A 25048-nucleotide genomic window follows, 5' to 3' on the forward strand; every position below is an offset into this window, starting at 1 on the left:
GATCCTGACCAATTTGCAGAAGCCGTCCCTCATCTGAGGGGCGGCTTTTCTACAGTGGCCAGAACAGGGGGATGACCAGCATGGCGACGGCGAAGAAGGTGAGGTTCAGCGGGAGGCCGATACGGGCGAAGTCGCTGAACTTGTAGCCGCCTGCCGTATAGACCAGCGTGTTCGTTTGATAGCCGATCGGGGTCGCAAAACTGGCGCTGGCTGCAAACATCACGGCGACGACGAAGGCGCGCGGATCAGAGCCAAGGTTCTCGGCAAGACCTATCGCAATTGGGGTCATCAGGATCGCGGTCGCATTGTTTGAGACAATTTCAGTCATGGCCGAGGTCAGAAAGTAGACCGCTGCGAGGGCTGCAAGGGGCCCAAATACGCCTATTGGTGCGGCGATCGAATTGACGAGCAGGGCAGCGGCGCCAGAATTCTCCATCGCCATGCCGAGCGCCAGCATCCCGAATATGAGCATGAGGATGTCCCACTGGATCGCCTTGTAGGCGTCCTGATGGTCAATACAGCCAAGCGCGATCACCAGTGCGGCAGCGATGAGGGCGAGTCCCGCAATCGGCATGAGGCCAAGCGCGGCGAGCGCCATGACAGCGATAACGGCACCGATGGCAATCGGCGCCTTGTCACGGCGCAGCGGGCGCTCGGAGGTTTCTGTCAGATTGCTCAGCATCAGATCGTCAAACATCTGACGCATGCCGGCGGGCGGGCCTTCGACCAGAACCGTGTCGCCGAGATTGAAGCGGATGCCGCGCCCTTCGAGGCTGATATTCTCACCGCGGCGATGAATGGCGAGAGCATAGATACCATAGAGACGCACGAGGCCGGCGCCGACGATGGGGCGGCCGATGAGGCGGGATTCCGGGCCAACTACGCCTTCCATGAGGACGGTTTCACTGGTCTGGACAGGTTCGATGGCGTGGCGCTGGCTTTCGCTGCCGGACCCTATGGCGACATCACCAGCTTCGCGCAGGCTGAGCATCTCGGAAACAGGAGAGCGCACGACGAGCCGGTCGCCCGCCTCCAGGACAAGCGACGCGAGCTCATCACGGCGTGAGCGGTTCGCCCGCATGACGTCGATAACGGTAAAGCCCTTTTCGGGGGTAAAGCCGGTTTCCTTGATCGCCTTTCCGATAAGCACCGAGTCGACAGGGACCAGGACCTGCGCAATGAAGCGGCGGTTCTTCGTGGTCGGTAGAAGGTCCGCCAGTGTGTCGCGGTAGGGCAGCAGCCAGCGGCTTGCGAGCGCCATATAGATAATGCCGGCCACCGCCATGATGATGCCGGCCCCGGTTATCTCGAAGATGCCGAAGGGCGCGAGGCCTGCATTCTGGGCGACACCATCAACCAGCAGGTTCGTCGACGTACCGATCAATGTCGTCATGCCGCCGAAGATGGATGCGAAGGAGAGCGGAATAAGAAGGCGAGACGCGGATGTGCCAATCGTCTGGGCAAGGCGAATGGCCACCGGGATCAGGATCACAACGATCGGCGTGTTGTTCATGAAGGCCGACAGCATCACCACGATGGCCATCAGTGCGATGACGGCGACAAGCGGCGTCCAGTTCTTCGCGATCCGGATGACCCAGTTACCCGCTGCCGCGATCACGCCCGTTCGCTCAAGAGCGGCCGACAGGACGAACATGGCCGCGATGGTAATCGGCGCTGCGTTGGAAAAGACGCCAAGCGCTTCTGGCACCGAAAGAATGCCGGTCAGCAAAAGCGCGGACATGGCGAGCAATGCCACGACATCCGCCGGGATCTTCTCGCGCAGGAAGCTGACAAAGACAGCGACCAGTAGCACGAAGACGAGCGCGATCTGGAATTCCTGCGGCAGGATAATGTCAGGCATGAAAGCGGGGCCCCGGTCGTTTCACTCTAACGATAGACGACTGGAGGCAGGGTCAACGCAACCGTCAATTTAGAAGAACTCCTGACGCGGACTATTCCTGAATGCATGGCTGGCGTAGATGCCTGCAGGTTCAGCGCTCTGATTTCAAGCGGTAAAGCAAGTCGAGTGCCTCGCGCGGTGTGAGGTCATCAGGGCTGACCGCATCAAGCAGCCTCAGGGCCGGGTGATCCTCTGCCGGGCTGAACGTTTCGGGCTCTTCAGCGACGGATGCGAAGAGCGGCAGGGATTCCACGGCGTCTGGCTTGGTTTCCAGCTTTTTGAGGACCTGTTCGGCGCGGCGCACCGCGCGAGCCGGTAGTCCTGCGAGCCGGGCGACCTGAACGCCATATGAGCGGTCAGCCGGGCCGCTCGCGACATCGTGCAGGAAGACCAGCTCATCTTTCCATTCCTTGGCGCGCAGCGACAGATTGGCGGCGTGGGGAAGCTCCTCCGCGAGGCCGGTCAGCTCATGATAGTGGGTGGCGAACAGGGCCCGGCACTTATTGGTATTGTGGAGGTGTTCGACAGCGGACCAGGCAATGGCGAGGCCGTCATAGGTCGACGTCCCCCGGCCTACCTCGTCCAGAATGACAAAACTACGATCTGTGGCCTGGTTCAGGATGGCGGCGGTTTCGACCATCTCCACCATGAAGGTCGAACGCCCGCGTGACAGGTCATCGGACGCACCGACGCGGGAGAAGATACGGTCGGCAATCCCGAGCCGCAGCGACTTTGCTGGCACGAAAAGCCCGGCCTGTGCGAGGATGACGGCAAGGCAGGCCTGACGCAGATAGGTCGATTTACCGGCCATGTTGGGGCCGGTGACAAGCGCGAGGCGCGGTGCAAGCGCGCCTGATGCATCCATGTTGAGGTCGTTGGCTGTAAAGCCCTCGCCTTCGGCCTTGAGGGCTGCTTCCACGACCGGGTGGCGCAGGGCTTCTGCTTCGAAAACCGGCTCATCGGCCAGAACAGGGCGGACGGCGTCGTGCGCATCGGCCCAGCCGGCGGCGGCGGCGGCGACATCTATCTCGGCGAGAGCGTGCGCAGCCTCGGAAATTGCCTCAGTCACGCTCTCGACACGCAGGCAGAGTTCTCTGAACAGCTCAATCTCGCGTGTCTGGGCGGCCTCTTCGGCGCGAGAGATACGGCCGGCAAGATCAGACAGGTCTGCCGTTGAGAAGCGCATATTGGAGGCGAGCGTCTGACGATGAATGAAGGTTTCGGCATGCGGCGGCTTCATTAGTGCATCGCCATGGCGGGCGGGCACATCAATGAAATAGCCAAGGACATTGTTGAATTTGATCTTGAGCGCGCTGATGCCTGTCTCATCACAATAGCGGGCTTGAAGCTCGGCGATGATCTTGCGGCTATCGCGGCGAAGCGAACGGGACTCGTCCAGCGCCGCATCCCATCCATCGGCGATAAAGCCGCCATCTCGCGCAAGCGTGGGCAGGTTTTCAGCCAGCGCGTTTTCGAGGTCGTCCGCAAGATGCGTAAGGTCTGCGTGACTGGCAGGGTCGAGCGCCGACACCGCGCTGGCGACGAGCGCCGGAAGTCCGGTCTGTAACGATGCCAGCATCGAGGCAAGGGACGCGCCTTCCCTGATCGCGACCGCAATCGATTTCAGATCACGCGGGCCGCCGCGCTCCAGCCGGATCCGCGTACGCGCGCGTTCAAGGTCAGGCGTGGCCTTCAGGCAGGCGCGTACATCGCTGCGAATATCGCTCTCCTGAAGGAAGAATGAGACCGCGTCATAGCGCGCTTCAATTGTCTCGCGCCCGCATTCCGGCCTCGATAGCCGGTCAGCAAAAAGGCGCGCGCCGGGCGCCGTCAACGTGCGGTCGACCGTGGCGAGAAGGGTGCCCTTGCGCCCACCCTGCATGGCGGTGTCAATCTCGAGGCTGGCACGCGTGGCGGGGTCAATGGAGAGGCTGGCGGACTGGCCGCGTCGGTTCGGCGGGTCGAGGCGGATGTCGGCGCCTGCCTGGGTCAGGCTGAGATAGTCCAGCAGCAGGCCGCAAGCGCAAAGCTCTGCCTTGGTAAAACTGCCAAATCCGTCCAGCGCGGCGAGCCTGTAAGCTGCTTTCAGCGCACTCTCGCCTGACCCCACACTGGCCGCGCGCGACGGCCGCCGTGTGACAGGCATCCGCAAGGAAGCCAAGGCCTGACGCACCAGAGGGCGGGCCTCGTCATCCTCTGTCACGAGAAGTTCGCTGATCGGCAAGCTGGCAGCTTTCTCGCCGATCGTTTCGGGCGAGACCTCCATAATCTCAAAGGCGCCAGTAGAGACGTCGCAGGCCGCGATCGCCGCCTCGGTACCGCCTGCTGCGAGGGCAATAGCGGCGAGGACCTGCCCTTGTCTGGAGGACAGGATGGTGTCCTCGGTAATTGTGCCGGGGGTCACAACACGCACGACGTCGCGGTTCACAATGGATTTGGAGCCGCGTTTCTTTGCCTCTGCCGGGCTTTCAGTCTGTTCGCAGACAGCGACGCGCTCACCAGACTTGATAAGGCGGGCAAGATAAGCCTCTGCGGCATGATAGGGCACGCCCGCCATGGGGATCGGCTTGCCATCATGCTCGCCGCGCGCGGTCAGCGTGATGTCGAGAATCTCTGCCGCCCGCACGGCATCCTCGAAGAAAAGCTCATAGAAATCGCCCATGCGGAAGAAGAGCAGGGCGTCCTGATGCCTCGCCTTTATCTCAAGATATTGCGCCATGAAGGGCGTCGGTACCTTTTTCTCAGGCGCGGGTCGGGTGGCAGTGTCTGGCATCGAATGAAATCTAACGGATTCGCATGGGAGGTGTGCAAGCCAAATAACCAGTGTAACGCGGGTTGTCGGCAATTCCGCAGCGGCTTAGAGACGAAGTTACATTATAGTCCAAACCTGAAAGCCACTGCCATGACGTCCAAGCGTCCAACCTTTACCGACAAGGAAGCGCTAGACTTCCATAGTCACCCAACGCCAGGCAAACTCTCGGTCACGCCGACCAAGCCGATGGCTACGCAGCGCGACCTGTCGCTTGCCTATAGCCCTGGTGTTGCTGTGCCGGTGAAGGCCATCGCAGCGGACAAGGACCTTGCCTACGAGTACACCTCGAAGGGCAACATGGTCGCTGTTATTTCCAACGGAACGGCCATTCTGGGCCTGGGCGATCTTGGTGCAATGGCGTCCAAGCCGGTCATGGAGGGTAAATCTGTCCTCTTCAAGCGCTTTGCTGACGTCGATTCCGTCGATGTAGAAGTGTTCTCAAACGACACCGAAGAGCTGATCACGACGATCCGCAACATCGGCGAGACGTGGGGCGGCATCAACCTCGAGGACATTGCCAGCCCTGAGTGTTTCATCATTGAAAGCCGTCTTCGCGAAGAGCTCGACATTCCGGTCTTCCACGATGACCAGCATGGCACGGCTATCATTGCCGCAGCTGGCCTGATCAATGCGTGCAATATCACGGGCCGAGAGCTACAAGATGTGAAGGTCGCCATCTCAGGTGCTGGCGCCGCTGGGCTCTCCTGCGCAGGACTGATCCGTCACCTCGGCGTGAGGCCAGAAAATATCCTCATGTGCGACAGCCGCGGCGTCGTCTATGAAGGCCGCACCGAGAAGATGGACCAGTTCAAGTCTGCATTCGCGGTGAAAACCGAGAAGCGTACTCTGACCGAAGCTATGGACGGTGCAGACGTCTTCCTCGGCCTCTCCATCGCAGGCGCCGTCACCAAGGAGATGGTCGCCAGCATGGCGCCGAACCCGATCATCTTCGCCATGGCGAACCCGGACCCGGAAATCACGCCGGAAGAGATCAAGCAGGTGCGCGACGATGCGATCATCGCGACCGGTCGCTCTGACTATCCGAACCAGGTCAATAATGTCCTTGGCTTTCCCTATATCTTCCGCGGCGCGCTCGATGTGCGTGCCCGCTCGATCAACGAAGAGATGAAGGTCGCAGCCGCGCAGGCGCTTGCGGAACTGGCGCGCGAAGACGTGCCGGACGAAGTGGCCGCGGCCTATCATGGCTCGCGCCCGCAATTTGGCCGCGACTATATCATCCCGACGCCGTTCGACCCGCGTCTGATCAGCTTCGTGCCGCCTTTCGTGGCGCAAGCGGCGATCGATACGGGCGTTGCGCGTAAGGAAATTCCAGACATGGACGAGTATCGCCGCTCACTGGCGCGCCGTCTCGATCCAACCGCCTCTTTCGTGCAAAGCGTGCAGGCTGCCGTGCGCGAAAAGAAGGCCCGCATTGTGTTTGCGGAGGGCGAAGAGCCATCCGTCGTTCGCGCCGCCTTCTCGTTCAAGAACCAGGGTCTTGGCGAGCCGGTCCTGATCGGCCGCGAGGAGCAGGTCACCCGCACCATGCAACAGATGGGCGTGCCGGAAGGCTCGCTTGAGATCGTCAATGCGCGCCTGTCGGATCGCAATCCGGAATATACCGATTACCTCTATGACCGTCTGAAGCGCCAGGGCTTCCTGCGCCGCGATGCCCAGCGCCTCGTCAACCAGGACCGCAACGTGTTCGGCTCCTGTATGCTGAAATTTGGCGACGCGGATGGCATGATTACGGGCGTTACGCGTAATTACGACGTCGCTCTGAAAGACGTACAGACCGTGCTTGATCCGATCCCGGGCAGGCAGGTCATCGGCATGTCTATGGTCATCAACCGGGGCAAGACGATCTTCATCGCCGATACCTCGATTACCGAACTGCCAGTGGCAGAAGACCTTGTCGGCATCGCCTGTGAATCGGCCAGCTCGGTCAAGGCGCTCGGCTTTACCCCGCGCGTGGCCTTCGTGTCTTATTCGACCTTTGGCAACCCGATGGGGGAGCGCGCCGAGAAAGTCCGTGAAGCCGTCGCTATGCTGGATGCGCGCGACGATATCGACTTCGAATATGAAGGCGACATCTCGGTGGATGTTGCGATGAACCCCGGCCACAAGCTGGTCTACCCGTTCTCGCGCCTCACTGATGCGGCCAACGTGCTGGTCATGCCGGCCATCCACTCAGCTGCGATCGCAACAAAGATCCTGACCTCAATGAGCCGCGCGACCGTTATCGGCCCGATCCTGCTCGGTTTTGAAAAGCCGGTTCAGATCGCCTCGCTCGGCGCAACCGTGAACGATATCGTGAACCTCGCGACCTTCGCCGCCTTCGACATCGACATGCTCGGTCACATACCTGCGGCGAAGTAGAAGCTGCGGTATCGCCCAGTTCGTCTGGGTGGGAAATATCAAAGGCCCGATATCAGCTCTTGGCTGTTGTCGGGCCTTTTTCATTAGGGACGGTATCGGCTGGCAGGTCTTCGGGTTCGTCGATCCTTATGCCCTTCGCCCTGTCAGGGCCATAGCGCATCACGAACAGGATGAGCAGGACTGGGGGGATCGTGTAGAGCGCAGTTACCGTGAAGAAGCCGGCCCAGCCGATCGCTTCTGACAGTGGTCCCGACGTGGTGGTGGCAGCAAGTTTACAGAAGAAGGAATAGGCAGAGCTGAGCAGTGCATATTGCGTCGCTGCAAACTTCCGGTCTGCGAGCGACGACATATAGGCGATGAAGACGGAGCCGACGAAGCCTGCTGCCAGATTGTCAGCCACGATCACGCCCATCAGCGCCCAGACGGTTGGGGTATGGACTTCAGCGCCCGGGGGTGGGGCGATGCCCTGCGACACGGCGTTCGCGACGATGTCGAGGTCCGGACCAGCAGCGACTGCGAGCGCTGCGAAGGCGCCATTCGTCAGCAGGGTGATCACGCCGCCCGCGATCATGGCGCGCATCAGGCTGTACCGGACGGCAACAAATCCGCCGACAAAGCCGCCGACGATGATGGGCCATGGACCGAGCATGCCCTGTATCCACCCGACCGTTTCGCGGCTGTAACCTAGATCGACATAGAAGGGGCTCGCCATGACGCCCATGGTGAAGTCACTGATCCGGTAGAGCGTGACGATGCCTGCGACGGGGATCGCCCAGAGGCCGAACTTTCTGACCAGCTGCCAGAACGGTTCAATAACGGCGTCCTTGACCTTCCCGGCAAAGGACTTGCTTTCGTCAGCCAGGCGCTCGACGCGCTCTGGCTCGGAAATCACGAAGATGACGATTGCGCCAATGACAAGCATGACGACGGCCATGAGCGAATAGGCGAAATGCCAGCTTGTGGCGCCTGCGATGACCATGCCAAAGCCAGAGAACATGATGGCGAAGCGATAGCCGAGATTGTAGACCGCAGCCATGTTGGCCTGCTCGTCATTTGGCGCAGATTCAATCCGCCACGCATCAACGGCGATATCCAGCGTTGCCCCGGAAAAAGCCAGAACGAGAGCGCCTATAACCACAGGCGTAAGGGCGACCGCCGGGTCGCTTGAGCTGATAAGTAGAAGGCCGAGCGAGGTGCCGCTTATCGCGAGGATCATCCAGCCCCGGCGCTGGCCAAGAAGCCCGGTCAGTACCGGGAGTTTGATCCGGTCAACAGCGGGTGCCCAGAGAAACTTGAGCGAGTATGCGAAAGAAACAGCGTAGAGTCCGCCGATGGATGCCCGGTCGATGCCTGCCTCGCGAAGCCAGAACGAAAGCTTCGAAAACACCATCATGAGCGGCAGGCCCGAGGCAAAGCCAAGGACCAGCATGAAAGCCATGGTAGGTTTCAAGTATTTATGGAAAGCACTCGACAGGGTCTCGCGCCCATCAGTGGCACCGGCTTTCGACGTCCCGCTCATGCGGCCCCTTGCCGCCGTGCGGTCCAGTCTGTGGCGAGGCGGCGGAGAGATTCGGCGTCGAGCGGTTTGGCGGCGACACCATCGGCGCCGCTCTGGCGCGCACGGCGCTCGATTTCTGGATTGATTTCAGCAGAGATCGCAATGATCGGCATGGTCTGTCCGGCCTCTCTCAGGGCTTTCATTGCTTCATAGCCGTCCATGATCGGCATGCGCAAATCCATAAATACCAGAGCAGGTGAAATTGTCTCGGCGATGTCGACCGCTTCGCGCCCGGTCGAGGCAACAGTGACGCTGAAACCAGCCGATTCCAAGGCGCGCCGTGCAATCAGCGCATTCACCGGATTATCGTCGGCGATCAGGACGCGGCCGTCAGCTGAGGCAGCGATATCTTCTTCTCCGCCCTTGCCGCCTTTAGAGACCAGCAGAATGCGTTCGACGAGAGACGAGTCCCTAAGCGGACGCACCAGCCAGCCTGTAACACCCATTTTGTGGAAACGGCTGATCAGGCCGCGATCAGCCGGGCGCACCACAACCAGTACAGGCGCGACGGCGGTGAGTGCTTTCAGGCTACGTTCCGGAAGTTCTGCAGCCGCAATGATCAGCGTTGGACGGGCGCGGCGGGCTTCACCCGCTGAATGAACGAGCGAGACACGGGCGCCGCTTTCTTCGAGCGCGCCCCAGGCTGAGAGCGAAGTTGCGGGCGGAAGACCGGCAAAAGCGATATGGATGCCCGAAAGCTTGTCTGATCGGACGGTGTCCGCCTCTTCCACGATATCGGCGGGCGCGTCAGCTCGAAAACACGTGCCGTCACCCGGCGCGCTTCGCAGCGTGATTGATCCGCCCATCGCTTCGCTGAGCCGTTTGACGATGGCGAGGCCGAGCCCGACGCCACCATCCTTGCGGGCATCATCAGCAGACGTCTGGCGAAAGGCATCGAATAGCCGGATCTGGTCCTCAGCAGCGATGCCGGGCCCGGTGTCGCGCACGTTGAAAATGAGCTTGCCTCGGCGATAGTCCATATCAACCAGAACACCGCCAGTTTCGGTAAATTTGAGTGCGTTGCCGACCAGGTTGAACAGGATCTGGCGCAGCTTGCCAGCGTCAGCTTTCATGCGGGCCGGTACGCCCGGGCGGCACAGAACGCCAAGATCCAGCCCGGCTGCATGGGCGCGGGGCGAAAGAAGCTCGGTCACTTCGCGTGCAAGATCCCGTACGCAAAAGACTTCCGGCTCCAGTTCAGGGGCGGCGGTATCCAGCCGGGCATAGTCGAGAATGTTGTTGAGAAGATCGAGAAGACGCGAACCGGACGCGCGGATCGCTTCGGCATACTCCTTCTGAGCCGGGTCAAGCTCTGTCTCAAGGAGCAATGAGACAGTGCCAAGAATACCGTTGAGGGGTGTGCGGATTTCATGGCTGGTGGTCGCCAGAAAGGCCTGCTCGGTCGACGGGGCGTCATTCTTCTCTGTCATGTCGGCAAGTTCTACCGCGAAACATTGAGCAATGACTTAACTGTCACCCTGCCTAGTGGGCGAGCGAGCGCGCGTGGCTGACGGTTTCCCCTTCAGGTGGGCGGCGGCGATAACTCAATGCTTCGGCAATATGGACACGCCGCACCCCACCCGCACCATCAAGATCTGCAATTGTGCGAGCAACTTTCAGCACGCGATGATAGGCGCGGGCCGACAAGGCGAGCTTGGCTGCGGCATCAGCAAGGAGGGCGTTGGCGGCCTCATCGGGCGAAGCGATATCGGTCAGGTGGCGGGTCGGCGCATCGGCATTGATCGGGCGGCGGCCATCTTCTGCGCCCAGCTTCTCGAACCGGTCCGTCTGAATGTCGCGCGCCTGCTGCACCCGAGTGGCAGCTTCGCTCGTGCCCTCGGTCGGGGCAGGCAGTGCAAGATCAATGGCGGTGACAGGAGGGGTGTCGAAGAAGAGGTCGATCCGGTCGAAGAATGGCCCTGAAATACGCGACTGGTATTGGCGTGCGCAGGCAGGGCCGCGGCGGCAGGCGCCGTCACCCGGCCCGCCGCCGCAGCGGCAGGGGTTCATCGCGGCAACAAGCTGGAAGCGGGCCGGGTATCTGACATGGCGATTGGCGCGCGAGATCACGACCGCGCCATCCTCCAGCGGCTGACGAAGACTATCCAGCACCTGGGCTGGAAACTCCGGCAACTCATCGAGGAAAAGGACGCCGTGATGGGCGAGTGAGACTTCGCCCGGTCTTGCCTTTATGCCGCCGCCAACGAGCGCGGCCATTGAGGCTGAATGGTGCGGCGCGCGGAAAGGGCGCTGGCGCGAAAGCTTGCCGCGCTCCAGCATGCCGGCGACAGACTGGATCTGCGATACTTCCAGAAGCTCAGTTGCGGAAAGGGGCGGTAGCAAGCCAGGCAGGCGTTGGGCCAGCATGGATTTTCCAGACCCGGGCGGGCCGCAGAATAGCAGGTTGTGACCACCAGCCGCGGCAATTTCGAGTACGCGCTTTGCGCCGTCCTGTCCCTTTACATCTGCGAGGTCCGGTACGGCTTGCGGCGGCGCAAGCTCTCCGGCGACAGGGGCCGGCAGGCTGCTACGGCCGGCAAAGTGATTGATCATGGCGATGAGGCTTGGCACGGCCAGCGTGCCTTCACCGGCCCAAGCCGCTTCGGGGCCGCAGACTTCCGGACAGATCAGCCGTAAGTCCATCGCCTGCGCGGCCATGGCGGCAGGGAGGACACCGAGCGTTGGCCCAAGCGCGCCGTCGAGCGACAATTCCCCAACGGCCGCGTGACCATCCAGCGCATCGGGAGCAATCACGCCCATGGCCGCCAGCATGGCGAGCGCGATGGCAAGGTCATAATGGCTGCCCTCCTTGGGGAGGTCGGCTGGCGCGAGATTTACGGTGATCCGCTTTGGCGGCGTGGCAAGACCGATGGCGGAGAAGGCCGCGCGCACGCGTTCCTTGCTTTCGCCGACGGCCTTGTCGGGCAGGCCAACAATCGTGAAAAACGGATTGCCTGAACTGATCTGTACCTGAACGTCGACGGGTTTGGCTTCGATGCCTTCAAAGGCAAATGTCGTGACGCGGCAGACCATGGCGATATCCTTTCGCAATCCGACCTAGCACGAAGACCGGAACAAAGAAAGAACAATATCGCCCGAAGGTTTAAGTTCGTCTAGGCCTAGTCGAGGCGAATGACGTCGTCGTCATCCTCTGTATTCACGTCGGGGGCTTGCGTCCGACTGCGGGTCGCGATGTCTGCGGCAGGATTGTTGAGACCCGGCACTGCGACTTCAGGCACATCGTTCAAGCGCGTTGCCGCAGAGCTTTCCGGCATTGGAATATCATTCGAGGGCGCTGGCGCGCCAGGCGTGCGCAGGTTGAAGCCACCGGAAGCCTGGGGAGCGGCCACTGGTTCACCGCCAGGAATGCGCAGATTGAAACGTGAACTGCTGGATGTGGTCGCAGCAGGCGTCTCAACGGCGGCCGGCGAAGCCGTCTGCGCCGAAACATTTTCCGGTTCAGCAGGGGCCTGCTCAGAACAGGCAGTTCCAGCAAGAGCGACGGCGAGGCCCGCGGCGAGCGATAGAGCTTTCATATTCATTCCTCCAGAGTGTGCCCGACCTCAGGATTTGGCAACTCTGTCTTGCACACAATCCCAGAAAATGCTGGCCGCATCTATGCCCGAGAAGCGTTTCAGCTCCTGTATGCCGGTCGGCGAGGTGACGTTTACTTCGGTGAGCTTATCGCCAATCACATCAATACCAACAAAAAGCTGGTCACGGCGGCGCAGCTCCGGGCCAATGATTTCACATATACGGCGATCGATATCGCTGAGCTCTGTCGGTTCTGCCGTGCCGCCGACATGCATGTTGGAGCGTGTCTCGCCCTTCTTGGGACGGCGGTTGATGGCGCCTATGGCCTCACCATTGATCAGGATGACCCGCTTGTCGCCATTGCTGACTGCGGGCAGGAAGGCCTGTGCAATCAGAGGCTCGCGCGTGCGCTCAAGAAACATCTCCATCAGGGAGGAGAAGTTGCTGTCATCTTCCTTCATGCGGAAAACGCCTGCGCCACCATTGCCGTAGAGCGGCTTGATGATGATGTCGCGGTGGCGCTGCCGGAAGGATTCGATGGCCTTCAGATCGCGTGAAATCAACGTATCAGGGATGATCTCCGGGAACAGGAGCGGGAAGAGCTTTTCCGGGCCGGAACGAACAAATTCCGGATCATTCAGGACCAGCGTCTGCCCCTTTAGTAGTTCCAGCAGGTGGCAAGCTGTGATGTAGGACATATCGAAAGGGGGATCCTGGCGCATCAGAACGACATCAATGTCGCTCGCCAGATCGATCACGGTCTCTTCGCCGAAGATGCCCGGCGTGTCCTTCACGCGTTGAACGGTCGCCGGACGGGCACGCGCCACCAGCCTGCCTGTGTCAAAGCTTAGATGCTCGGGCCCATACACAAAGATCTTGTGTCCGCGGGCTTGTGCTTCTTCTGCAAGGGCAAAGGTGGTGTCTGCGTTTATGTCCACCTTTTCCAGCGGGTCCATCTGGATCGCGATCCGCAAGCTCATGGCGCCTTGCCCTCCATCAAATCTCTTCTGTCTGGCTATATGAAGACGATTGCCCGCTTTGATAAGCGCCTTACGGGCATTGCGCTGGTATCAGACTTAAAAAACGCCCCCTCCATGAAGGAGAGGGCGTTCTCGCAATCCCTGGGAGGAAGGGGATTTATTCTGGCAGGATGACGCTGTCGATGGCGTGGATGACACCATTCGAAGTGTAGACGTCCGCCATGATGACTTCGGCGCCACCAACAGTGATGGAGTGGCCGTCATTGACGACTTCGATGGTTTCGCCGCCGAGAGTTTCGACTTCGGTCGTGCCTTCAGCAATGTCCTTGGACTTGATCTTGCCAGAGACCACGTGGAGCTGCAGGATTGCCTGAAGCTGCTCGATATTCTCGTCCATGAGCAACGTTTCGACCGTGCCGTCTGGCAGGGCAGCAAACGCGTCATTGGTTGGCGCGAACACGGTGAATGGACCTTCCGCAGAGAGGGCGTCGACGAGGCCGGCTTCGGACACGGCGGTCACGAGGGTCGAGAAATTGTCATTGCCCGAAGCGGTTTCGACAATGTTCTTCTTGTCGGACATCTCGGCGTGGTTGTCGGCGAAAGCAACGCTGGCACCGCCAACGAGCAGGGCGGTCGCGGCGACGGATGCAAAGAATTTTTTCATGGGAGGCTCCTTTGGTGTGTTGGAGCCATGTCTACGCGGCGCGTTTAGCGCTGGATCATTAAAAATTATAAACATTACAAGGGTATAATTTCCGCTAAACTACCCCTGTACCATCCTTACGACCCTTGGGCGCCCCCGGATCACTCAACCGTGAATTCATGCCTGAAAGGCAGCGGGTGAATTCTTCCGCCCTTCCCAGAACTTGCTGAACTGCGTCGCCTGACGGTAAAGGTCACCAACGCCAGACAAAGGGTCTCTCATGAAACAACCGTCGATCATTTTTTGCGGCCTGATCCTGATGGCAGGCTGTGCGCAGACCGATCTGGAAACACCTGCGACCGCGCCAGTCGGTGACGTACCAGGTGCTGAAACGGAGGCAGAGGTGCAGGAAAGAAGCATTTTCGGCTCACTGACCTACCGCCAGCGGATCGCGCTGCCTCAAGGCGCTGTTGCAAACCTTGCGGTGCGCCGCGTCGAAGCGACTGGCGAAGAAGTGCTCGCAGAACAGAGCTTCGCCCTGAATGGCCGCCAGGTGCCCATTCCGTTCGAGATCACTGCCTCCGAGGAGAGCGACGGAGCTGCCAACGAAAGCCTGAGTTTCACAGCGACCATTCTCGACAATGCGGGCGAGCTTCTCTGGCAGACAGAAGACGCGGTCAGCTTCGTTGCGGACAATCTTCGAAACGATTTGGGTATGGTGATGCTATCGCCAGCCGGAAATGATGAAGTAATACTGTCCGACGTCGCTGGACGCGACTGGATGATTGCGCGCCTGAACGGTGAGCCAGTGCTGACCTCCGCCCCAATCGTCTTGCGGTTCGATGAGAATGGTCAGATCAGCGGCAATGCGTCCTGCAACGCCTATACGGCCAGCGGAACGATCGAGAACAGCATTCTCTCCATCGGTCCGATCGCCCTGACGCGCAAAGCCTGCATGCCGGAAGTCATGGCGCAGGAGACCTTCTTCCTCGATCTGATGGAAAACGTCTCACAGATTCGGATCGACGAGACCGGTCTGTTGACCATGACATCGGACTGGGGCGAGACGCTGACCGCTCGCTAGTCGGACCAGCAACTAGTAGACAGCGCCGCCAAGCAGTTCGTCGTCCGGGGCGCGCGTTACGGCGCCGGCCCGGCGCGGGGTTTCGCGCACACGGACATAGGATACGACCCGGTTTACACCGCCGACGAGGCTCGCCTTCTCTGCGGCGGCTTCAAGTTCTGCGTCGGAACGGGCAAGGCCCATGAGATAGACGACACCATTATAGGTCTCGATGTTGAAGTTGACGCTCTTGATGTCGCGCGCAGCGATCAGGGATGAACGCACGCGAGCTGTAATCAGCTCATCAGACGCATTAGCGAAAAAGCCGCCGGGCGCCTCAATCTGGATTTCGTTGGCGACGTCGGTCACCCGCGTGGAGCTCCAGGCGATGTTTTCGGCCTTCACGCGCATCTCCGGGCTGGAGACGCGTCCTGAGAGAAGGGCGAGCCCGTTGGACACTTCGACGTCCACCTCGCCATAGCCGCCTTCGCTCAGCAGCTTCGCCTTGATCTCGTTGGACGCTGACGCGTCGTCGACGGCTTCGCCCATTGTGCGGTCCTGAACAGCGGCGACGCCTACAGCGCCTGCGGTGCCAACTGCGGCGGCGACGCAGCCACCCAGCGCAAAACTGCTCAGCAGGAGCGGGGCCATGAGACGTGTGATAGCCATGTGAGCCTCTCGGTTCGGTTCTAACTCTTAGTCTGCCACCGCCCTAGCGTCCGCTTGGGGCGAAATCTGGGCGCCACTGATCAGCCAGGTGTATTGGCCTGCGGCGCGGCTGGATCGCGACAAGGTCGAAGCGCCAGCTGAGCGTGCGCAAATCCGGCCGACGCGCGGTCCAGCTGTCCGCAGCGCGATTGATGCGTTTCCAGGAAGAAGCAGTGACGGCATTCGCCGCGCTTGTGAAGTCAGCGCGTGCCTTCACCTCGACAAAGGCGAGAACATCGCCCTTGCGTGCAATCAGATCGATTTCACCCACTGGAAGGCGCACGCGCCGCGCAAGAATGCGATATCCCTTGAGGCGAAGCCAGAGTGCAGCCAGCGTTTCTGCGCGGCGGCCGCGCGTTTCTGCCGCCTGACGCCGTCCTTTTTGCGCTCTAGCCATTCTTGAGCTGTAGCGCGCGCTGATAAAGGTCTCGCTTGGAGAGGCCGAAGACGTCTGCAACTTCATTTGCCGCGGCCTTCATCGGTAGGCGCTGCATCGCGTCGATCAGTGCGGCATCAATATCGCCCGCCTCAGCAGCCTTTACCTCTGGCGGACCGACAAGAACGACGATCTCGCCCTTCGGCGCGCCATTGGCTTCGTAGTGGGCTGCCAGCTCTTCTAGCGTCCCGCTGCGCACTTCTTCGAACAGCTTGGTAAGCTCGCGCGCCACGACGCAGTCGCGCTGCGGTCCCAGCGTTTCAGCAAGGTCTGCCAGAGAAGCGGCCAGTCTTGATCCGCCTTCATAGAATATCAGCGTCGAGGGCACCGTTTTCAGCTCTTCGGCAGCCCGCTTGCGTGGCCCAGTCTTCGGCGGAAGGAAGCCGCAGAACATGAAACGGTCGCTCGCGAGGCCGGACGCGACAAGGCCTGCCAGCATTGCGGACGCACCTGGCACCGGGACGATGCGGACGCCCGCCTCGCGCGCTTCATGCACCAGCTTCCAGCCTGGATCGGACACAAGCGGGGTGCCAGCATCCGAGATCAGGGCGAGCCGCGCACCGTCTCTCAACCGCTCAATCAGTCCGGGGCGTCGGTCGGCCCCATTATGGTCATGATAGGGGCTCACTTTTGCGTGAAGGCCATGCGCATCAAGGAGCTTGCGCGCGACCCGTGTATCCTCAGCGAGGATCTCATCGACAGCGGCGAGCGTGTCGAGGGCTCGAAGCGTTATGTCTCTGAGGTTGCCGATGGGTGTCGACACAATATAAAGTCCGGGATCAAGACGCGCGACTTCATGTTGCGTGGGCCTTGGCCCGGCACTAGTCTCGCCAGACGTCTGGCCGCTCGATCGAGAAGAAGGAAAACTGGATGACATTTGGTCTACCATCGCGCTTTGCGCGTCTTGCGCCAAGCCTTGCGCTGGCAAGTTTTCTGTTAGTGACCGCATGTGCGACAGATCCGATGCGTCCGCCAGCGCCAATCGAGACCGGGCAAAGCCGCGGTGACCGGGGAGATGACCGTTCCGGCCGCGGCGATCAGGGCATTGAGGAAGAAGGCCTTGATGGTCTCCACGATGATGAAGGCATCACACCTGCCGAGGATGTCTCCGACGCCGACAATGGCTATTTCACGCCAGACTTCATGGGCGAGCGCGATCTTTTCCGCATTGGTGTGCTGCTGCCGTTCTCGCATCCCAATTCCGGTGTACGCGCCGAAGCCGAAGGCATGCTCGCAGGCATAGAAATGGCGATATTCGACCATGCAGGCGAAGGCATGCTGGTCCTTCCGAAAGACACGGCCGGTTCACAGAGCCAGGCCATTTCCAAGGCAGAAGAGGCGCTTGCTCAAGGTGCGGACGTCATCCTTGGCCCGCTTTTCGGTACCAATATCGAAGCGCTCAACCGTGAGGGCATCGCATCCGAGACCCAGGTGATTGGTTTCTCCAATGACAGCAATGTCGCGGGCGGAAACACCTGGCTCGCCTCGATCACGCCAGAGCAGGAAGTCGCCGCGCTGGTCAGCTATGCCGTCTCTCAGGGTTACCGCCAGTTTGCCTATTTCGGTCCGCAAAGCGATCTGGGCCAGCGCATAGAGACCGCGCTCCAACGTGAAGCAAGCCGCGTGGGTGGCCGCGTGGCCGCTAGCGGTTTCTATCCTGAAAGCACCCAGTCACCGGATTCCGAGGCGCGCTATATCGCCAATGCCGTGAACAATGCCCAGCAGGGCGGCGGCAAGGTCGCTATCCTGATCCCCGAGCGAGGGACGCAGCTTCGCCGGGTCGGACCGCTCCTCAGCTATTATGGCATGAGCCGCAATGTGCAGATGATGGGACTGTCCGGCTGGGATGATCGGGCCATCTGGCGAGAGCCATCCCTGCGTGGCGGCTGGTTTGTCGCCCCGTCGCGCGATGACGTTCAGGCCTTCAACACCAAGTTCCAGCGCATCTATGGCCGCGGCCCAAGCTCGCTTGCGTCCACGGCGTATGATGCGGCGGCTCTTGTCAGCCAGCTCGGCGCGGACGGCGAAGTGACGCGCGACGAGATCGCCTCGCGCGATGGATATCTTGGGGTTAATGGTGTCTTCCGCTTTGCCCCGTCCGGCACAACGGAGCGCCGTCTCTCGATCTATGAGGTCGCAGGCTCGCAAGGTGCGGTCGAAATCAACAAGGCAGTTCAGACGTTTGATGCGGGCACCAGCTAGGCTGGTGTACCGCTTCTAGGCGTCGTCAGTTTCGGGTTCGGGCAGGTCCAGCAGACGCCGGGCAGCCTTGCGATGGCGTTCACGCACTTGCGCACCAACAATCGACAGGGCCGTCGCCAGCACGGTGGCATCATCAGCGAAGCCAAAACCAATGACAAAGTCCGGCACCCAGTCTGTGGGAAGGACGAAATAGCCAAGCGCGGCAAACAGCACGGCCTTGGCTTTTCGCGGTGTCGCTGGATCCAAGGCTGCATAATAGGCGGCTGCAAGATCATCCGCAAACGGGACGCGCCCTGCGACCCTGAAAAGCTTCGGCATAAAGCCTTTCCGGGTACGCTGGCGGTCACGTTCCAGAGACAGCGGCAGGGCGCGCGGCCCATCCTCTCCGTTCTCGATCACAATTTCCGTTGGGTGACGCATTGGCACAGCCTTTCTTGCCTCTATAGATCGCTCGCATCAGCCGAACGTTCAAGGGAGACCTATCAGACATGAAACTCAGCTCAGACATCAGTGCCGTAATCACTGGCGGCGCATCGGGCCTCGGCGCGGCCACGGCAAGACAACTTGCCTCTCACGGCGTGAAGGTCGCCCTCTTCGACCTCAATGAGGAAAAAGGCGAAGCGCTGGCCAAGGAACTCGGCGGCGTCTTCTGCAAGGTCAACGTGACCGATGAAGCTTCTGTCGACGCTGGCTTCGAGAAAGCCCGCGCTGCGATTGGACAAGAGCGGATCCTCGTCAACTGCGCCGGTACCGGCAATGCCGTCAAAACCGCCTCGCGCGACAAGGAAAGCGGCGCTATCAAGCACTTCCCGCTCGATGCCTTCAACATGATCATCCAGATCAACCTGGTCGGCACCTTCCGCTGCATCGCGAAATCGGCAGCTGGCATGATGACGCTCGACCCGATCGACGGGGAACGGGGCGCCATGGTCAACACCGCATCGGTCGCCGCTGAAGACGGCCAGATCGGCCAGGCAGCTTACTCAGCCTCCAAAGGCGGCGTTGTCGGCATGACGCTTCCGATTGCACGTGACCTGTCGCGCGAACTGATCCGCGTCAACACGATCCTGCCAGGCATCTTCAACACCCCGCTCCTGCAGGGTGCCCCGGAGAATGTGAAGCAGGCCCTTGGTGCTCAGGTGCCGAACCCGGCCCGCCTCGGAAACCCGGAAGAGTATGCATCGCTCGCAGAGCAGATGATCACCAACGCCTACTTCAACGGCGAAGACGTCCGCCTCGACGGCGCGATCCGGATGGCACCGCGCTAAGCGCCCGCCACATCAAACTCGCTGGAGCCCGCTCAGAAATGAGCGGGCTTTTTCATTCAGGCCTGCCGGGCTGGCAGGAACCTGCTGTTGCGCAGGACTAGCGCACTCACCAGGGAAACAAGGACGCCGATCGGAAGGATTTCGGTGATCGTAATCGGGATCCGGAATAGCGGGTTTGCGTACATCTCGGCGAAACCGCGCATTTTCTCAGAATAGGCTTCAAGCTCTGCGCCCGACATACCGTCTGCCTGCGCCTGCTCGATCCCGGCCTGCGCGTAGTCGGTACCGAAATCGAGGCCGGTGACAGCCAGCGTAATCTCCCAGCCGAGGGCGTATATGATCCCGGCAACCGCGCTGATCGCCAGACCCATACCGAAGGCTGGCAGGAATTTGATCACGCCGCCTTGGGCAATATCGCGCTGTCGCTTGATGGCAAAAAAGATCAGGCTCAGCGCGACCAGCATGGATGCATAGCCATAGATATGGCTGCTACTTCCACTTTCGAGAAAATCGTCACCTGCGCTGACCACAGCGGTGAACATGAACCCGCCCGTAATCAGCCCTGCCACGAGTCCGGCGATCAATATCCGTTTCAGCATCTTATCGTCTCCTTTTCGAGGATTTCTTCTGGGACCAAGACGGCGTGGTCGCCTATCGCCCAAAAGGGTGATTTTCGTAAAATCACCCGGTTTTCCTCCCGTTAGTCGACGATGCGCAGCGCTCGTGCCTTGCTCACCGCTTCAGTCCGGCGGCGCGCATCGAGTTTTTCGAGAAGACGCGAGACATGCGTCTTGACCGTATTCGGCGAGACACCGAGTGTGCGCGCAATCTCCTTGTTCGACTGACCTGCGGCCAGAAGCTCAAGCACTTCATACTCGCGGTCACTGATGCCGAGTGTTGACCGCGCCTCCGGGTTGCCCGGCGATACAGTCAGCGCGGCCTTGCGAAAAAGCTGCGCCCCGACCCAGATGCCAAGAACGAGGAAGACGAGAGCCAGTAGCGAGATGAGGAGTCCGCCGGACTGGAAGCGCGCCAGATGCGCATATTCGATCCATTGCAAGAACAGTGCGCCGGCAGCAAGCAGTACTCCGTAGGCGATCAGGCTAAGGACTGACACTGCAGGTTTTCCCGTCTTGCGCGCGGTCATGAAAAATCCCCCGGCCTTCAGTAAAGACCGGGGGATTTTGTTTGGCTAGCGCTGTCTTATGCGTGGTCCTAGCGCACTTTCGGCCGCATGATCGTGCCGGAAAGGTTGGCCAGCACATCACGCGCGTCGAAATATGCCGGGTCATCCGGAGAAGGCCCGCGGCCCATCAGTATCTCAGCCGACGCTTCGAAGCGCGTGACCTCACGGTAATCGGGGGCGCGCGAAAAGAATGGATCATTGAAGCCGCCCCAATGGTGCGGATAATAGGCGATCGCACGGCCCCGAGGCCCATAGAACCGGTAATGCGGGCTGAAATGGCTGTAAGTGCCGCCAACTGGCACAAAGCTTCGGTCCGCATCCGTGGTACGGCGGACCATCCGGAAATTGTCGTAACCCGACTGCACGGTCAATTCTGCTGCGCGATAGAGAAGATAGGTCTCGACCGTCTGGCGATCCGTCAGGCTATTGCCCGAGAAGTTCACAACCCAACGGTTCTGTTCAATCTGTTGTTCGGTGTAACCGCGATCCGATGGGGTCGCCGCCTGATAGGGTGTCGCCGTTGCACAGGCGCCAAGCAGCGCAAGCGACGCAATTGCCGGAATTAAATATGCTTTGGCCATGCCGTTACCCTCGTGCTGTTTCGATTGAAACTATATCGGGTCGAACTGAACGCCACACAACAGACAGATCAAACTGCCGTGATCATTGAAGACGCAACCGCCCCCTAACGCGTCCCGCGGGGTGGGTAGTCCTTCTTCTCGACGAACGCGATTGTCTCGACAACGTCATCCAGTGCCGGCCGGGCAAATGGGACAGATTGTACCCAGCCCATGTGGTAGTCTGTGCCCTTGAAAACGAGCAGTGCCGGTTCGGCGAAAACGTCTGGCTCGTCATCATTGATGGCGCTGGACGTATAGAGGCCGAACTTCTCGATGAAGTCCTCACCAATTTCATAGGCAATAGGCAGCTGATCGAGTTCCCATTCCTCATGGGCTTTATCGGCGCGGGACTTCTCTTCCATTGTGGCCGCAACAACACTGATGCCCTTGTCGGCAATTTCCTTCAGCTTCCCGCTCAGCTCTTTCAGCTGCTTTTTGCAGAGTGGGCAGTGCAGCCCGCGATACACCACAACCATGCGCCAAGGGTGCGCGTTATCATCTTGTTCGCTGAGCGACCACTTGGTTCCGTTGATGAGACTCAGGGAAAGTGGGGCTGCGTTCTGGCCGGGTTTAATCTCAGTCATGTAGGCTCCTGTTGCTTCAATACGCAAAGCTAACAGGTGAAGTTCTCCGGCGTTCCGGCGTGCTGCCGGAGCCGCGACAAAAAAGCCCGCGGGTTTGACGCCGCGGGCTTTCTCAAATCTTGTCGACAGGTGCAGCGATTACGCTGACGCGTTACCAAAGACGGTTTTCACTTCGAGGAATTCTTCGAAGCCGTAGTCGCCCCATTCGCGGCCAATGCCGGACTGCTTGTAGCCGCCAAATGCGCCGGTGGCGAAGTCCGGGCCTGCGCCATTGATGTGGACGTTACCGGCGCGGATCTGGTTGCCGACCTTGCGGGCATGGTCGAGGTCAGACGATTGCACATAGGATGACAGGCCGTAAACCGTGTCGTTCGCAATCCGGATGGCGTCTTCTTCAGTGTCGTAAGGCAGGATGCAGAGAACCGGGCCAAAGATCTCTTCGCGCGCAATCGTCATGTCATTAGTGACGTTCGCAAAGACGGTCGGTTTGGTGAAGTAACCCTTGTTGAAGCCTTCCGGGCGACCGGTGCCACCGGCGACAAGGGTTGCACCTTCGTCGATGCCCTTCTGGATCAAGTCCTGGACCTTGTTCCACTGGTTGCCATTGGAAATCGGGCCCATGGCACCGCGTGGGGCTTCGTCGCCTGCGCCAACCTTGACCTGCTCTGCGGTTGCCTTGGCAATCGCGATGGCCTCCTCCTGCTGGTCCTTCTGGACGAGCATACGCGACGGGGCGTTACAGGACTGACCGGTATTGGTCATCATCTGCATGACGCCGCCAGAAACGGCTTTCTTCAGGTCTGCATCCGGCAGCACGATGTTCGGTGACTTGCCGCCGAGTTCCAGCGCGACGCGCTTGACGGTCGGGGCAGCAGCCTGGCTGACGAGTACGCCCGCGCGGGTGGAACCGGTGAAGCTCATCATGTCGATGCCAGGGTGCTGGGACATGTAAGCACCAACGCCCGGGCCATCGCCGTTGACGAGGTTGAAGACGCCTGGTGGCACACCTGCATCGTGGAAGATTTCTGCCACGAGCATCGCGTCGAGCGGCGCAATCTCGGACGGCTTCAACACCATGGTGCAGCCCGTTGCGATTGCAGGGGCAACTTTACAGGCGATCTGGTTCTGCGGCCAGTTCCAGGGGGTGATGAAACCGCAGACGCCGATTGGCTCCTTGCGGATCAGGGTTGCGCCGCGCTCTTCTTCCCACTGGTATTCACGCAGGATTTTGGCAGCCGCCATATAGTGCCCCATGCCGGCTGGCACCTGGGCAGCGCTGGCAAGCCACATCGGCGCGCCCATCTCGTCTGAGATGGCTTTCGCCATGTCGCTTGCGCGTTCCTGAATGCCAGCAGCGATCTTTTCCAGGAGCTCTGCGCGGAACTCGACAGAGGTCTGCGAGAAGGATTCGAACGCGGCTTTCGCGGCCGCGACGGCCTTGTCCACATCGGCTTCAGAGCCGAGCGAGATGCGGGCAAACGGTTCTTCGGTTGCCGGATTTTCAACTTCGAGCGTGCGTGGTGTTTCCGGGTCGACCCATTCGCCGTTGATATAAAACTTGAGATAGTCCTGCATGGTCCCGTTCCTCTCACTTGGTTCTTGTCTGTTGCCACGTATCTAAGCGCCGCGGCGCGCAATTAAAAGCGCTATCGCCCCGTCACCCTTGTGAATTCGAATTAAGTCTCAGTCGGCCTTGCCCGTGCCCGTCAGGCCGCGGCGGCTTTCAAGATAGGTCGCAAAGCTCGCCAGCCAGTGACTGCCTGAATAATGCTCGTCGGAGACCGCGGCGATGCCTGCCTCCTTGTGGACCTCGGCAGCGGCCAACAGGCCGGCACGTCTCGGGTCACCTTCGGGCAGTCCTGCAGCCATGCCTTCAAGCGCCCAGGCACGTGAAAGGTTTACGCCGTCCAAGTGCACAAGCTTACCGTCTGACGGGTCCAGCACGATGCCGGGCGCAAGCCAGTCGGCGCGGCCATCCTCCGGCAGGTCAGGCAGGAAGGCCGAAAGCCATGCAGCGAATTCCTGCGGCTCTAGGATGCGGCGCATCAGGTCAGCTTCCATGAGGCAGGGCGACAGGAAGTCTTCACCTGACGGCTCATAACCGATGGGGCAGTTTACATCCTCAAGGTGGAAGCCGCGGATCTTATCGGTCAGCGTTTCCTCCAGCGCCTCATCGCCGACGGTGCGCGCATAATCCAGCATCAGGCCGAACGCGAAAGCCGTCTGGTTATGCGTACCCAGCCGGATCGGGTAGGAGAGCTTGGGTAGCCAGTCCATCGTATTGGCGACGATCTGGTCTTCCAGTGGCCGCAGCGTCTGGCGCCATTCGGAAAGTTGCGGATCGTCGCTCTCTTCCAGTTCGGCAATGAGCTGCAGAAACCAGGCAATACCATAGGGACGCTCGAATGAGGCTCTGTCTTCGCGCTGATAATAGGCAAGCTCGCCTTCAATATTCTCCGGTGTGAAGCTCTGGGCGAGCTTGGCCCGGATCTCGTCTTCGAGTGTGCTGTCCGGTGCGGTGTTCAGCGTGCGCACGAGCAGCCAGTGGCCATGTACCGAGGAGTGCCAGTCAAAACAGCCATAGAAGGCAGGCGTCAGTTCGCGCGGCGCGCGGGCATCATCATCGGACTGCATGACGTGGCTGATCTTGTTCGGATATTCGCGATGCACGCAGTCCAGCGCGAGGCGGGCGAACCTGTCAGACAGGGAAAGTGCAGGTTCGTTGGACTCGCTCATTCCGGTCTCGTTTCTATCTGGCCCGGCATGGGCGGGCAGGGTGCATAGCGCTGCAGCGGCGAGCGCGAACTTGAGAGAAGCGTTGAGCACGACGTCGGATATCCTCCTGCTGACGAGAGGGGTGAGGCTAGTGATGGACGTCGCGCGGCGCAAGAAGAAGGGCCGACCTTGCGGCCAGCCCTCTCACTTCTATGCGAGGACGCAGAAGGATCAGTCATTCACGCCAAGGGCGGCTTCGACGTCAGCCCAGTCGGCGAAGGCGATACCTGCGTGGTCATCGACAACGCAGCCTTCAAGCTGCATCGGGCCAAACTGGCCGACTTGCACCGCGCGCTGGAGCGTCACGGCATCTTCAGTCATCAAGGGCCCCTGCCGTAGCCGAGGGCGACGGTTTCGTATCAGAACGATAACGCTGTCGCGACGCTGCTGTGACGGCGCG

Annotated in this window: 23 protein-coding genes; 4 read left to right on the top strand and 19 right to left on the bottom strand. The window is 60.5% G+C overall.

Annotated elements, in window-relative coordinates; translation table 11 throughout:
* Nucleotides 1-49: 49 nt before the first annotated feature.
* Nucleotides 50-1861, bottom strand: coding sequence for an SLC13 family permease (locus tag D1224_RS09815; protein ID WP_119379696.1), 1812 nt, complete (start codon nt 1859-1861; stop codon nt 50-52).
* Nucleotides 1862-1991: 130 nt separating this feature from the next.
* The gene (gene mutS, locus D1224_RS09820) at nt 1992-4673 is read right to left on the bottom strand and encodes a DNA mismatch repair protein MutS (protein ID WP_233350472.1); all 2682 of its coding nucleotides are present in this window, start codon (nt 4671-4673) and stop codon (nt 1992-1994) included.
* Between the two features lie 129 nt (nt 4674-4802).
* On the opposite strand from mutS, the gene D1224_RS09825 reads away from it, so the two are divergent.
* Nucleotides 4803-7091 (top strand): NADP-dependent malic enzyme, encoded by a 2289-nt coding sequence (locus tag D1224_RS09825; RefSeq protein WP_119379698.1) that lies wholly within the window; start codon nt 4803-4805, stop codon nt 7089-7091.
* Nucleotides 7092-7143: 52 nt separating this feature from the next.
* On the opposite strand, the gene D1224_RS09830 is transcribed toward D1224_RS09825, so the two are convergent.
* The 6 genes from D1224_RS09830 to D1224_RS09855 form a co-directional block, all read right to left on the bottom strand.
* The gene (locus D1224_RS09830; protein WP_119379699.1) at nt 7144-8610 is read right to left on the bottom strand and encodes an AmpG family muropeptide MFS transporter; all 1467 of its coding nucleotides are present in this window, start codon (nt 8608-8610) and stop codon (nt 7144-7146) included.
* Nucleotides 8607-10079, bottom strand: coding sequence for an ATP-binding protein (locus D1224_RS09835; RefSeq protein WP_119379700.1), 1473 nt, complete (start codon nt 10077-10079; stop codon nt 8607-8609). Before D1224_RS09835 ends, D1224_RS09830 begins: the two co-directional genes overlap by 4 nt.
* Nucleotides 10080-10131: 52 nt before the next feature.
* Complete coding sequence (locus tag D1224_RS09840; RefSeq protein WP_119379701.1) at nt 10132-11682, bottom strand: YifB family Mg chelatase-like AAA ATPase; 1551 nt, start codon at nt 11680-11682, stop codon at nt 10132-10134.
* Between the two features lie 86 nt (nt 11683-11768).
* Complete coding sequence (locus D1224_RS09845; RefSeq protein ID WP_119379702.1) at nt 11769-12191, bottom strand: hypothetical protein; 423 nt, start codon at nt 12189-12191, stop codon at nt 11769-11771.
* 21 nt (nt 12192-12212) lie between these two features.
* A complete protein-coding gene (gene gshB, locus D1224_RS09850) occupies nt 12213-13163 on the bottom strand; it encodes a glutathione synthase (protein WP_182482227.1) in 951 nt (316 codons plus the stop codon).
* A gap of 157 nt (nt 13164-13320) precedes the next feature.
* Nucleotides 13321-13827, bottom strand: a complete 507-nt coding sequence (locus tag D1224_RS09855) for a fasciclin domain-containing protein (RefSeq protein ID WP_119379703.1) — start codon at nt 13825-13827, stop codon at nt 13321-13323.
* 259 nt (nt 13828-14086) lie between these two features.
* On the opposite strand from D1224_RS09855, the gene D1224_RS09860 reads away from it, so the two are divergent.
* The gene (locus tag D1224_RS09860; RefSeq protein WP_119379704.1) at nt 14087-14890 is read left to right on the top strand and encodes an META domain-containing protein; all 804 of its coding nucleotides are present in this window, start codon (nt 14087-14089) and stop codon (nt 14888-14890) included.
* A 12-nt stretch (nt 14891-14902) separates the two neighbouring features.
* On the opposite strand, the gene D1224_RS09865 is transcribed toward D1224_RS09860, so the two are convergent.
* From D1224_RS09865 to rsmI, 3 genes are read right to left on the bottom strand one after another with little or no spacing between them, the layout of a single operon-like run.
* Nucleotides 14903-15538 (bottom strand): BON domain-containing protein, encoded by a 636-nt coding sequence (locus D1224_RS09865; protein ID WP_119379705.1) that lies wholly within the window; start codon nt 15536-15538, stop codon nt 14903-14905.
* A 43-nt stretch (nt 15539-15581) separates the two neighbouring features.
* A complete protein-coding gene (locus D1224_RS09870; RefSeq protein WP_119379962.1) occupies nt 15582-15974 on the bottom strand; it encodes a YraN family protein in 393 nt (130 codons plus the stop codon).
* A complete protein-coding gene (gene rsmI, locus D1224_RS09875) occupies nt 15967-16776 on the bottom strand; it encodes a 16S rRNA (cytidine(1402)-2'-O)-methyltransferase (RefSeq protein WP_233350473.1) in 810 nt (269 codons plus the stop codon). The genes D1224_RS09870 and rsmI overlap by 8 nt, the downstream gene beginning before the upstream one ends.
* A gap of 107 nt (nt 16777-16883) precedes the next feature.
* Here rsmI and D1224_RS09880 point away from each other — a divergent pair, with 107 nt between their 5' ends.
* A complete protein-coding gene (locus tag D1224_RS09880) occupies nt 16884-18215 on the top strand; it encodes a penicillin-binding protein activator (protein WP_119379706.1) in 1332 nt (443 codons plus the stop codon).
* A 15-nt stretch (nt 18216-18230) separates the two neighbouring features.
* On the opposite strand, the gene D1224_RS09885 is transcribed toward D1224_RS09880, so the two are convergent.
* Nucleotides 18231-18635 carry a YkvA family protein gene (locus D1224_RS09885; RefSeq protein ID WP_119379707.1) on the bottom strand — a complete coding sequence of 135 codons (405 nt, stop codon included), beginning with the start codon at nt 18633-18635 and terminating at the stop codon, nt 18231-18233.
* A 68-nt stretch (nt 18636-18703) separates the two neighbouring features.
* Here D1224_RS09885 and D1224_RS09890 point away from each other — a divergent pair, with 68 nt between their 5' ends.
* A complete protein-coding gene (locus D1224_RS09890) occupies nt 18704-19483 on the top strand; it encodes an SDR family NAD(P)-dependent oxidoreductase (protein ID WP_119379708.1) in 780 nt (259 codons plus the stop codon).
* Between the two features lie 56 nt (nt 19484-19539).
* On the opposite strand, the gene D1224_RS09895 is transcribed toward D1224_RS09890, so the two are convergent.
* From D1224_RS09895 to D1224_RS16485, 7 genes are all read right to left on the bottom strand, one after another.
* A complete protein-coding gene (locus D1224_RS09895) occupies nt 19540-20082 on the bottom strand; it encodes a DUF4199 domain-containing protein (protein WP_119379709.1) in 543 nt (180 codons plus the stop codon).
* Between the two features lie 101 nt (nt 20083-20183).
* On the bottom strand, nt 20184-20630 hold the full coding sequence (locus D1224_RS09900; protein WP_119379710.1) for a helix-turn-helix transcriptional regulator: 447 nt from the start codon (nt 20628-20630) through the stop codon (nt 20184-20186).
* 68 nt (nt 20631-20698) lie between these two features.
* Complete coding sequence (locus tag D1224_RS09905) at nt 20699-21250, bottom strand: CC0125/CC1285 family lipoprotein (protein ID WP_119379711.1); 552 nt, start codon at nt 21248-21250, stop codon at nt 20699-20701.
* Between the two features lie 104 nt (nt 21251-21354).
* A complete protein-coding gene (locus D1224_RS09910) occupies nt 21355-21873 on the bottom strand; it encodes a redoxin domain-containing protein (protein WP_119379712.1) in 519 nt (172 codons plus the stop codon).
* A 138-nt stretch (nt 21874-22011) separates the two neighbouring features.
* Nucleotides 22012-23448 (bottom strand): aldehyde dehydrogenase family protein, encoded by a 1437-nt coding sequence (locus tag D1224_RS09915; RefSeq protein WP_119379713.1) that lies wholly within the window; start codon nt 23446-23448, stop codon nt 22012-22014.
* Nucleotides 23449-23556: 108 nt separating this feature from the next.
* A complete protein-coding gene (locus D1224_RS09920) occupies nt 23557-24699 on the bottom strand; it encodes a DUF2891 domain-containing protein (RefSeq protein WP_233350474.1) in 1143 nt (380 codons plus the stop codon).
* Nucleotides 24700-24819: 120 nt separating this feature from the next.
* On the bottom strand, nt 24820-24969 hold the full coding sequence (locus D1224_RS16485) for a hypothetical protein (protein WP_182482228.1): 150 nt from the start codon (nt 24967-24969) through the stop codon (nt 24820-24822).
* Between the last annotated feature and the right edge of the window lie 79 nt (nt 24970-25048).

The organism is Henriciella barbarensis, assembly GCF_003576345.1.
Classification (GTDB): Bacteria; Pseudomonadota; Alphaproteobacteria; order Caulobacterales; family Hyphomonadaceae; genus Henriciella; species Henriciella barbarensis.